The following is a 10,000-nucleotide window of genomic DNA, read 5'->3' on the forward strand; positions in this document are numbered from 1 at the left end:
CTCTATAAAAGCAAGTAACGGAGGTAAAAAGCAAGATCTGTTTTCACTTTTTGAGTTGCAATGGCTTTGGGTTGCGCTGAAATGTGCTGAATTTAATGAAAAAACTTGTCGCAAATCTCCAAGAAAAAAAACTGGTCCAATGTCAAACTTGAGACAGTTTTTTAAGGAGTTTGTGATGCCTAAATTTGCCTATCTGATGTTGTTTTTACTCGGCTGCGTTGTTTATCCCTGTTGGGGCAGTTTGCCTGACTATCAATCAGTGCAGCTACAGCAGTTTAAAACTCTGCAGCCTTTTTCATTAGCCAAGCTTGATCAGACTAAACCCACTTATATTAAATTTTGGGCCAGTTGGTGTAAGCCATGTATGGAGCAAATGCCACATTTTGAAAAGCTGTATCAGCAGTATGGCGATAAAGTGAATTTTGTTGCGGTGAATATCAATATCAACGAAAAACGTCAGGAAATCAGCAAAGTGCAGCAGCGCTTTGGGCTGACTATGCCCATTTATCTGGATCAGCAAGGCCAGCTGGCTTTAGCTTTGGGTTTGGTCGGCACACCTTATTCGGTGTTGTTAAACACCAAAGGCGAAAAGCTGTACAGCACGCACGAATCAGACTCTGTATTGGATGGTTTTATCAGCCGGCTGGCGCAAGGCCAGCAGTTGCCTGCAGAAATTACCACACCGGATCAGGCTGTAGCAGAGCAACAAAAGCTGTTAGCCAATTATCAAAGCGGTGAGCAACTGGTGTTTTTTACTGCCACCTGGTGTGACTGGTATCTGGCAGAATCGCGGCCAGAGATGGCCAAACAATGTAAAGATGCTCAGACAGGTTTAAATCAGCTGGCGGCTTTATTGCCACAAAAAAACTGGAAAGGGGTAGTGAACCATTTATGGACAGACGATAAGGCGCTGGCTGAATTTAACAGCTTGTATCAGATGAAAGTACCCTTTCAGATCGACAGCTATGGTGTGTTGTTTCAACACTTTAATGTGCGCAGTATTCCTGTGCTGCTGAAAATAAAAGATGGTAAAAAGCTGGCTGAGATCAGTGATTTTTCAAAGCCACAGCAAGTGGCAAAGCAGCTGAAGTAAGAACGGGGCTCCGCAGAAAATGTGGCGCTGGCTGTGTTGCAGTCAGAGCCACATTTCTATGCTTATGATTTATTTAAATACTGAGTTCAGAAACTTAATCATGTCATCCAAAGTCGGGGTGGCTAAGTCTTTAAAGCAGCCATTGGTGTAGTCGTTACAGCCGCTGTCGAGAAAACCATGGCCTTTGCCTTCGTAAATTTTAAACTCCACCTGTTGCCCGGCAGCTTTTAGCAAACTGACATAATGGCTTGCAACTTCAGGCGTGGTCAGGCCATCTTCACTGCCGACCAACACAAACTGAGGCGGCAGTTTGTAACCAGCGTCCGGTAATAAATACAAAGGCGACACAGCTTTATAATACTGCTGATGGCTCTCAACGCTAATACCAGCGCCAAACAAGCCCCGTGGACTGGCGTTACCCCATTTCCAGAACGGATTTTGTGCTGTCTCAAAGCCGCTTTTTGCGCTTTGCAATAAATCAAAGGCGGTGTAACTCAGGATCACGGCCTGAACTTTGGCACCATCAGTTGCCGCCACTTGTTCGGCAGTTTTGCCTTTTGGCAGATAGCTTGGAGTGAATTTCTGGCTTTGTGGCGTAAAGCCTTTTGAATCCAAAGAGCGGCCTGCCAACATCACCATAGAGGCTAAATGACCACCAGCACTATCGCCCGTTACCGCAATTTTAGCCGGGTCGCCGCCGTAGTTTTGAATATGATCTTTGACCCAAAGCACAGCACCCAATGCATCTTCGACTATCTCGTTGACTGTGGTGCTGTTGTTATTATCGCCAAGCAGCCGGTAGTTCATATTCACCACCACCAAATCGGCGTGGCTTGCCATATACAAGGCCATATCGTTCATTATGCTTTTGTTATTCACCAGCCAACCGCCACCATGAAAAATCACCAGCACAGGTAAAGGCTTAGTCGCTTTTTCCGGGCTGTAGATATCAGTCGTCAACGAAAAACCCTTCACTTTAGCCCACTCAATATCTTTATGTAATTTCACTTCATTGACTGCCAACACCTGCTGGCTAAATAGTGAAGCGATAAAAAAGAAGACATACAAAACAGCAACTTGCCCCTTGCGCATAAAAACTCCTGATAGGTGTTTCCGGCGTTTTGCATTGCCGGTTTTTGATTGTTGAGGTCAGACATTTATAAAAACATGATTTTGTGGCTATGACCACGCCAATTCGATGCAACAGGCTTTTGTGCGAAAAAACGTTAAACAGATAAATAAATTGTGAAAGGGGTTTACTCGAATGGGTAAAGCATTTGACTTGGAAAATAGTGTAAGCAGAACATTGAGCTCACCGAAATGAGCATACTGCGAGGGGCGGGCTTGCCCCAGACCCGATCTTGATCCTGGAAAACACAAATACTACCACTCAACAAAGTGGCAGACGCATACACAGACGTTATGGTAAATCTAAGAACAACTAGTGTACCGACAGTGTCTGTTGTGTTGTTCACAACCTAACAGCTTTCAGAAAAAGTTGTTGAAATAGAGATACAACGGCCGTGACCAGGTAGATGTCAATTGAAAGATCATAAAGGCGGAACGCTGGAGCAGGTTGCTAACAGGTCTGTCATAACCCTAACGGCGCAAGACGCAATATATGGCCCTTAGGGTTCCGGCTCGATTTTTTATTCAGGAGCTACTTCCCACCATCCTTCTTTTTCGCCGGCACAGGCAAAGTAGTCTTTTGATTTACTTCTTCAGTCAACTCATTGAGTAACTCATCGGCAGGAGCTCGGGTGTCTTCTACTTTTTTGTTGGCTTTGTTTTTAGCCCATTCTTTGGCTTCTTTTTCTAAGGTGGCTTTGTCTTTCACTGTTGATACTGGTTTTTTCTGATTGGCATCAGCTCTGGCCTTCGCGTCTTCGACGTATTTTTTTGCCGCTTTTAATTCGTCTGCCGATTTGCCGGTAAATTGTTTCACTACATCATCTTCCGTCGGTACAGCTTCCTGGGTCATTTCGGTAAAACGTTGTTTAGGTGCGCTTAACAGCTCTGCTTTGCCAGCTTCTACTTTTTGTTTAATTTCTTCCACCGGGTCCATGGCTTTTTGTTTTAAGTTCTCCTCCAGCGCGTTTTGCACTGAACCACCGGATAAACCTGTTTGCATCAGCGCTTGTTGCTCTTCCGATAAGCCCAGGCCTTCACTGAGCTTACCTGCGGCTGCAGCCACGGCTTTTTGTTTTAACTTTTCAGGGCTGGTGTACTCGACCAGCTCTTTCGGCCAACTGGGGGCTATTTTGCCTGCCGCACCTTCCACCACCTGATTAAATATTTCAGTTTTTCCGCCGGACACCAACAGAATAGCCATTTGGTTATGCTCTGAGTTCCAGACAAAACCAGCTTTTTCTGCCAGATGCGGCAAAGGGGAGTGTTCGGAGACGACAAAATACAGTGGGCCTTGTTGTTGGATCGCTGTGGCTGTATTTAACAAAGTGACTGCTGTACGGTAATTGTCTTCACCCATTAAGGCCACCATTGGGTCGCGGATTAGTGGGTTTTCAAAGAGTTTAACTTCAAGTGGGTTAAAGCCCACCAAAGGGCGGAACAATTCACCTAACAGCTGAGCCTGAGACGTCATCAATAAAGCTGGTGCAATACAGCCGGTTAACAACAAACTACATAACATCACTTTGATTTTTGACCACAACTTCATCACAGACTCCGCACCCAAAAACAGCATTGATTACTGTGCGCAGGCTAGCAGAAGTCTGATCTGAAACATAGAGAGGGAACTGGCGGCTGAACAAAAATAGTTTATAGACGTGCTGCTAGTAGCGGCCGCGGCTTGTCCCGGCCCGTCAATGGGCTCCGCGGTATCATTAGACGGGCGCGGGCAAGCCCCGCCCCAACGGTTCAGGCTTACAAGCTTTGAGCGTACTGAAATAACGCCTTGAGGATATTCATTTTTTTCACGTCATCGCCGGCTTCATGTGCCAGGTTTTCCAGGGCTAAACCAAATTCTTCAAAGGTTAAATTGGGTTTGTCCAGGCCATGGGTCAGTTTGTCGCTGCGATAGCGTTGCCAGCGTTGTTGTTCCTGATCCGTCAGGCTGTGTGGGTAGTTGCGGGCCCTGTATAAGAACAGCAACTGATTTAATCTGTCTTCACTAAACAACACTGGATTTGAGGCCAGTTGGTCGGCACTCATCAAATGCAGCTGCTCCATCCGCTGTTTATCTTCGTTGGAGACAAAACCGTTGTAGAGCTGATAGTCCGGATTGGTTTCCACACTGTAGTCGGTCGGCAACTGATACAACTCCATCACCTTAGGCTGAATAGCAGCGCGATGTTGGCGCAGCCAGTCCAGGTGCTTCAGGCAAGCGGCTCTGTCTATGCCTAAATCGGCAGCACGTTGCTCCGACAAGGTTTTGGCAGGTGCCAAAACAGGGCATTTATTGATATGAATAAGCTTTAAGCCAAGCCGTTGCTGGCCTTCATCCAAATCCGCAGTTTTGGTGTACAACAGCTGCTGTAACGAGGCTAAATCCAGCTCCAGTAAGGGGGTTGGATCAGCTTGCAGATTGTAACAAATCACAGCGTTTTTATTGGTCGGATGGGGTGCTAAAGGCACTATCCAGCTGGCACAACCCTGAATGGCAGGGAAGCGGCCTGATACATGCACCAGCGGCGTTAAATTCGCCAGATCAAACAACTTACTGACTTCAGTTTTTTTGCGTAACTCCAGCAGGTATTGAAACAGCTTAGGTTGTTTTTCTTTCACCAGTTTGGCCATGGCGATAGTGGCGTACACGTCAGACAAAGCATCATGTGCGCGTTGGTGTGTTAAGCCATTGGCTTTGGTTAACTCTTCTAATTTAAAGCTTGGACTGCCATCGGCTTTTTCTGGCCAGATAATGCCTTCAGGGCGCAGCGCATAACAAGCGCGCACTATGTCGATTAAATCCCATCTGCTGTTGCCTTGTTGCCATTCGCGGCCATAAGGCTCATAGAAGTTGCGGTACAGGCTGTAACGCGTGACTTCATCGTCAAATCGTAAGCTGTTGTAACCCAATACACAGGTATTGGGCTGGCTGAACCGCTCCAGAATACGGCGGCAAAATTCGGTTTCCGGCAAGCCTTTTTGGTTGCAGATCTGTGGCGTCAGGCCTGTAATCAGTGCTGCCACCGGATGAGGCAAATAATCGTTCGCCAACTGGCAATACCACATATCGGGTTCGCCAATAGGGTTTAAATCGAGATCAGTGCGAATACCACCAAACTGGGCCGGGCGGTCTTTTTTTGGATCCGCGCCCCAGGTCTCGTAGTCATAAAAATAGAATGTAGGTGTTTGGTTCAAGTTTTCATTCCTGCGCAATTCTTGGTTGCAGGCTTTGCAGCGCCTGTATTCTCTGTGTTTTCCATTTTTTTTACTGCGTGTTCTGCTATTCTATTTGCCATCTTTTTGCAATGCATCGTGTCATTGCAGCGTCATCAAAAGCACTTATCGCGTCATCAGAGCTAAACATGATTTCGGATAAACAGTTAAAAGCCTGATTTATAACTCCGCCAGAAAAAACAACTGAGCAGGTTATTGGAAACGGCCTGGCAATTCGTGCATCTAAAACAGGTGTCATCAGCTTTTACTTTCGCTACAAACTTAATGGTTGTGATAAACGGGTCACTTTAGGCAACTATCCGTTGATCACGCTTAAAATGGCAAAAGATGAAGCTATGCGTCTGGCCTTAGTGTACCAGCAAGGCGGCTCTGTCGTCGATGTAGCGAATACCAGGTATAACAGCCAGGACCATTTACCTACAGTAAAAGAATGTGTCGACAGCTACCTGAAAACCTATAGCAACTTGCTGCGGCCCAGCAGCCTGACTATGTACCGCAGCACCCTGGAAAAACATTTGGCCCCTTACTTTGACAGGCCAGCAGAAAAAATAAGCATGAGCAAAGACTTAGGTGATTTCAATATATTGGCTTATCTATCTGATTTATTTGGTTAAATTTAAAGTGTTCGACGCTCAATATCCCGAGTTCAGGTTATTTAAGTTCGCGTTATGTGGGGTAATGCAGGTTTTGCGAATTATCTGCAAAAAATGGGAAAGGCCATCATTTGTCTTAGAGCAATTAAATTGACGCTTTATCAAACATGAGCAATACTGGTACGCAAATGCGCCATTGGCGTACATTGAGGGCGGTACAGCAATGATATTTGTAGAGACCCCCATTTTCACAAAACTCCTGAAAGAGTTGATGGACGATGACGAATACCGCGAATTCCAGCAATTTCTGGCAAATACCCCTGAAGCTGGAAAAGTGATAAAGGGGAGTGGTGGGTTGCGAAAAGTCCGCGTTCCTTTTGGCTCTCATGGTAAAAGCGGTGGTGCACGGGGGATTTACTACTATGTGCAACCAGACAGCCATATCAGGTTGCTGCTGATGTACCCGAAAAATGCGCAAGACGACCTAACAGATAAACAACTGAAGTTATTGAAAAATATTGTTGAGAGGTGGTGATATGAACGACAACCTGTTTAATGAGCTGCTGGAAAGTGTGCAGCAAATGGATGAGATTGTTCGCGGTGAACGCCAGCCTTCCCGTGAAACTTTTGTTGCTGCAGTCAAGGTGAAAGAGATTCGTCAGAAAACCAATCTGACCCAAACCGCTTTTGCTAACTTGATCAACGTGCAAATTGGTACTTTGCGAAACTGGGAACAAGGCCGTCGTGAACCGACAGGGCCAGCAAAAGCCTTGCTTCGAGCCATTGAACGTGATCCAGAACATGTGCTTGCGGCTCTGAATTAGTGGCTGTATTCTCAATTTGCCGATACGTAACATTTGTTTATCTCCAACAGGGGCCTTTAAAGCAGGTCCCTTTTATTGAGCTAAAAGCTGAAGTGCAGGGGGCGTTCTTTCCCTCAGCCAAATGGCCGCCAACTTTGCTCATAGGTAAATTGACGCCAGGACGCGGTACTCTGGGCGCTACAACAAAGCGCTGAATGGTTGCCTGTTTCTAAAAACTTCAGGTGAGAATCTTGGTTTTTCACAAAAATTTAGCATTCTGTGATTTTTTACTTGTCTCTACGCCTGGATAAAGGTAAAAAGTCGACCCATTTTTTTGCTCAACGCGACAGGAAAAATCATGAAAGAACGTATTGGTTTTATTCACCAGCCAGGCAGTGCTGTCAGTGTCGAATTACCAGACTGGGTAGCCGCTTTTGTCGACTGGCAAAAAACTTATAGTTCAGATGATGAGAAAATGGCGTTAGCTATTGAATTATCAAGACAAAACGTTGAGCGCGGTACAGGTGGCCCTTTTGGTACTGCTATTTTTGACCGCGCTTCCGGCCAGTTGTTAGGGGTAGGAGTTAACAGGGTAGTGCCGCTGGGCAATTCCACCTTACATGGTGAAACTGTGGCTATTATGATGGCAGAAAAAGCGCTGGGTACTTTTACGCTGGCGACAGATGGCGGACGTGAACTCTTTACCTCCTGCGAGCCATGTGCCATGTGTATGGGCGCTGTGCTGTGGAGCGGAGTTAACCGTATGGTTTGTGCCGGAGCTGCTGAAGATGCGCGTGCTATTGGTTTTGATGAAGGCCCGGTATTTGAACAGTCTTATCAATATTTAGAGCAAGCGGGTATGGAAGTAGTACGCCAGTTTAAACGCTCTGATGCCAAAGCTGTGCTGGATTATTATAAAACCTCTGGCGGCCGGATTTATAACGGCAGGGACTAAAGGACTTTGTATGCTGTTCGTGGTGATGCTGGGTGGAAAACACCCCAAAGCTAAGATTGAAGTGCATGACGTCGTTTTTGTGAACGGCGACTGTATTGAAGACTGCTATGGGCAGTTACGCGAGCAGTGGTTTGGTTCTATGGCTGGCATGCATATTGACTCCTGGATGCAGGTTGATGGTGTCGAAGGTTATCAGGTGCGTTTTTCTGAGCAGGCACCGGCCGCAGGCGAACTGCGCTTATTTTTTATCAATTTGGGGGGCTATACCCCTGGTGCTTTTGGCGAAGACCATCATTACCTGCTGGTGACGGCTAAAGACAAAACTGAAGCTAAACAAAAAGGGAAAACTTATTTGCCAGAAAGCTGGGATAAACCTCACACAGATGCAGTGTTGGATCTGGATGACTGCATTGCTATTGATCAGGTTGGCGGTCGTTATGTTCGGCTGATCCCGGGGCATCACAAAGAAAAACTACTCCAGTCAGATTACATTATCCTCGGCTGAAAATAAAAATGGGGTCAGACCTGGTTGGGTTTTCTTTAGGGTTGCCACATACTTTTCAAAACGTTCCTGCTCGCTTTTTTCAAGTTGATTTTGCCGCAACACCCTAGCTGCACTTCTGGCGTAGTTGACAGCTTCACCCGTCACGCCAGCACTTTTACTCATGGCTTGCAGCAAGTTCAGAGCTATGACTGGATTGGTTGGCATATAGTCGAAGGTTTCGCAAAACAGCGATACAGCCCGGCCGAATTGGCCCAATCTGTATGCATCTGTGGCTTCGGTATTAATTTGTTTAATTTGTTGTTTTAGGCTTTCGTGTTTATTTTGTTCCAGCTGCAGCATGATGCATTGAGTTTCGGTTAAGAAGTCGTCGTCATACAGCATGGTTTTTAAGCGGTCTATACAAATCTGACTGGAATATAAATCACCCAATTCAAAATAAGCTTTGGCGGCGTCCATACAACTATCGATCGTCAGATCATCAAGGCTTAAATCCTGAATTTGTTGCATCAACTCACGGCCTTCTTTGATTGAACCACGGCAACTACTCATGCGACTGCGCAAAATGACAGTTTCTCGTTTCAGGGCGTCGACATTAAATCTTTTATGCAAGGCATCAAGCAATTTACCGGCATTTTGCAGTATTACGGCTTTATCCAAAACCGAGGCCGTTTTTGCCTGATCGACCAAAGCTCTGGCATGGTTCAGATAGTTGTCAGCTGTATCATCAATAGAGTGCCGGGCGCCCTGAACAATTTTACCCGCAATCCGGGTTGCAGCCTCAGTGTGGCCCAGTATCACACATAAGTTGCTCAAGGTTTTTTGACGACTAATATTTTTGGGTGATAAAACCGCAGCTTTACTTAAAGTCTCGAATGCTAATTGATAGCGACCATGACGCACATACAAACGTGAAAGCCAATCGAGGGCTTCGACTTTAGTGTCACCAAACTGGGTTAGATCAACAAGCTCAAGTTCAGTGTCTTCCCAGCGTTCCAGATAAAAGCAGCTTAATGCATGGCCTAAACGTGCCCAGCTGTAGGGTTTTTGTTGCAGCACTTTTTGATAAAAGAGTTCGGCTTTGTCGTACTGCCCCAGCTTCAGCAGTAATTCACCTTTGAGCCGCATCGCCTGAAGCGCATAATCGGGCTTAGTTCGGATCACCAGATCACATTCGCGGGTTGCTTCAGCATAATCTTGTTCGAATAAGCGAAAAAATACCTTACGCAATTCGATACGGTGCCGTACAGCCCTGCATATACGTTCTTCCAGGGCAGGGGCTGTAAAAGGTTTAAGCAAATAATCGTCAGGTTGCAGCTCGATCACGCCGTGCACTATCTGGCTTTGGCTTTCAGCGCTGATGACGATAAAACAGCAGAGGGGAGCAAGGAGTTGTTGTTTCTTCAGCGCTTCGAACAACTGATAGCCGTCTTTGCAGTCGCCGAGATTAAAGTCACACAAGATAAAATCGAAGGGCATGTCTATACACTTTTGCATAGCTTCGCCCGCGTCTTTGGCCACATGAATGGCCTCAAACCCCATTTGCTGTAACATTCCTTTTACGGTGGCCCGGACGGGCGCACAGTCATCAATGACCAAGACTTTTTTACAACGAAAAAATGACTGGTCCATAACGGATTAACTCTTTTCTTGCGTTTAACTGCTTACTTATAGCGATGAAATTACATTTTGTCC

General features: G+C 46.0%; 10 protein-coding genes. 6 read left to right on the forward strand and 4 right to left on the reverse strand.

What is annotated here, in order from left to right; all coding sequences use genetic code 11:
• The first annotated feature begins 175 nt into the window (after positions 1–175).
• Positions 176–1,093, forward strand: a complete 918-nt coding sequence (locus LDL40_RS12600) for a redoxin family protein (RefSeq protein WP_300995729.1) — start codon at positions 176–178, stop codon at positions 1,091–1,093.
• A gap of 69 nt (positions 1,094–1,162) precedes the next feature.
• Here LDL40_RS12600 and LDL40_RS12605 read toward each other — a convergent pair whose 3' ends face one another.
• From LDL40_RS12605 to sbcB, 3 genes are all read right to left on the reverse strand, one after another.
• Positions 1,163–2,185 (reverse strand): alpha/beta hydrolase, encoded by a 1,023-nt coding sequence (locus tag LDL40_RS12605; RefSeq protein WP_300995730.1) that lies wholly within the window; start codon positions 2,183–2,185, stop codon positions 1,163–1,165.
• 568 nt (positions 2,186–2,753) lie between these two features.
• Positions 2,754–3,770 (reverse strand): hypothetical protein, encoded by a 1,017-nt coding sequence (locus tag LDL40_RS12610; RefSeq protein WP_300995731.1) that lies wholly within the window; start codon positions 3,768–3,770, stop codon positions 2,754–2,756.
• Positions 3,771–3,976: 206 nt separating this feature from the next.
• Complete coding sequence (gene sbcB, locus LDL40_RS12615) at positions 3,977–5,413, reverse strand: exodeoxyribonuclease I (RefSeq protein WP_300995732.1); 1,437 nt, start codon at positions 5,411–5,413, stop codon at positions 3,977–3,979.
• 245 nt (positions 5,414–5,658) lie between these two features.
• On the opposite strand from sbcB, the gene LDL40_RS12620 reads away from it, so the two are divergent.
• The 5 genes from LDL40_RS12620 to LDL40_RS12640 all read left to right on the forward strand — a co-directional run bounded on the left by LDL40_RS12620 (position 5,659) and on the right by LDL40_RS12640 (position 8,308).
• Positions 5,659–6,066 carry an integrase arm-type DNA-binding domain-containing protein gene (locus LDL40_RS12620; protein WP_367304322.1) on the forward strand — a complete coding sequence of 136 codons (408 nt, stop codon included), beginning with the start codon at positions 5,659–5,661 and terminating at the stop codon, positions 6,064–6,066.
• Positions 6,067–6,268: 202 nt separating this feature from the next.
• Positions 6,269–6,580 carry a type II toxin-antitoxin system RelE/ParE family toxin gene (locus tag LDL40_RS12625; protein ID WP_300995733.1) on the forward strand — a complete coding sequence of 104 codons (312 nt, stop codon included), beginning with the start codon at positions 6,269–6,271 and terminating at the stop codon, positions 6,578–6,580.
• A 1-nt stretch (position 6,581) separates the two neighbouring features.
• A complete protein-coding gene (gene nadS / locus LDL40_RS12630) occupies positions 6,582–6,869 on the forward strand; it encodes a NadS family protein (protein WP_300995734.1) in 288 nt (95 codons plus the stop codon).
• A 337-nt stretch (positions 6,870–7,206) separates the two neighbouring features.
• Positions 7,207–7,803, forward strand: coding sequence for a nucleoside deaminase (locus LDL40_RS12635; RefSeq protein WP_300995735.1), 597 nt, complete (start codon positions 7,207–7,209; stop codon positions 7,801–7,803).
• Between the two features lie 10 nt (positions 7,804–7,813).
• The gene (locus tag LDL40_RS12640) at positions 7,814–8,308 is read left to right on the forward strand and encodes a DUF1543 domain-containing protein (protein WP_300995736.1); all 495 of its coding nucleotides are present in this window, start codon (positions 7,814–7,816) and stop codon (positions 8,306–8,308) included.
• On the opposite strand, the gene LDL40_RS12645 is transcribed toward LDL40_RS12640, so the two are convergent.
• Positions 8,285–9,937: a tetratricopeptide repeat-containing response regulator gene (locus tag LDL40_RS12645; protein ID WP_300995737.1), complete on the reverse strand. Its 1,653-nt coding sequence runs from the start codon at positions 9,935–9,937 to the stop codon at positions 8,285–8,287. The genes LDL40_RS12640 and LDL40_RS12645 overlap by 24 nt on opposite strands.
• Between the last annotated feature and the right edge of the window lie 63 nt (positions 9,938–10,000).

Origin of the sequence: Rheinheimera sp. (assembly GCF_020217005.1) — a bacterium.
Classification (GTDB): Bacteria; Pseudomonadota; Gammaproteobacteria; order Enterobacterales; family Alteromonadaceae; genus Pararheinheimera.

What these genes read in the sequence shown, in the direction of transcription:
- LDL40_RS12635 (WP_300995735.1), top strand. Translation starts at nt 7,207, where the DNA reads ATGAAAGAACGTATTGGTTTTATTCACCAGCCAGGCAGTGCTGTCAGT.
- nadS (WP_300995734.1), top strand. Translation starts at nt 6,582, where the DNA reads ATGAACGACAACCTGTTTAATGAGCTGCTGGAAAGTGTGCAGCAAATG.
- LDL40_RS12645 (WP_300995737.1), bottom strand. Translation starts at nt 9,937, where the DNA reads ATGGACCAGTCATTTTTTCGTTGTAAAAAAGTCTTGGTCATTGATGAC.
- LDL40_RS12605 (WP_300995730.1), bottom strand. Translation starts at nt 2,185, where the DNA reads ATGCGCAAGGGGCAAGTTGCTGTTTTGTATGTCTTCTTTTTTATCGCT.
- LDL40_RS12610 (WP_300995731.1), bottom strand. Translation starts at nt 3,770, where the DNA reads ATGAAGTTGTGGTCAAAAATCAAAGTGATGTTATGTAGTTTGTTGTTA.
- LDL40_RS12640 (WP_300995736.1), top strand. Translation starts at nt 7,814, where the DNA reads ATGCTGTTCGTGGTGATGCTGGGTGGAAAACACCCCAAAGCTAAGATT.
- LDL40_RS12625 (WP_300995733.1), top strand. Translation starts at nt 6,269, where the DNA reads ATGATATTTGTAGAGACCCCCATTTTCACAAAACTCCTGAAAGAGTTG.
- LDL40_RS12600 (WP_300995729.1), top strand. Translation starts at nt 176, where the DNA reads ATGCCTAAATTTGCCTATCTGATGTTGTTTTTACTCGGCTGCGTTGTT.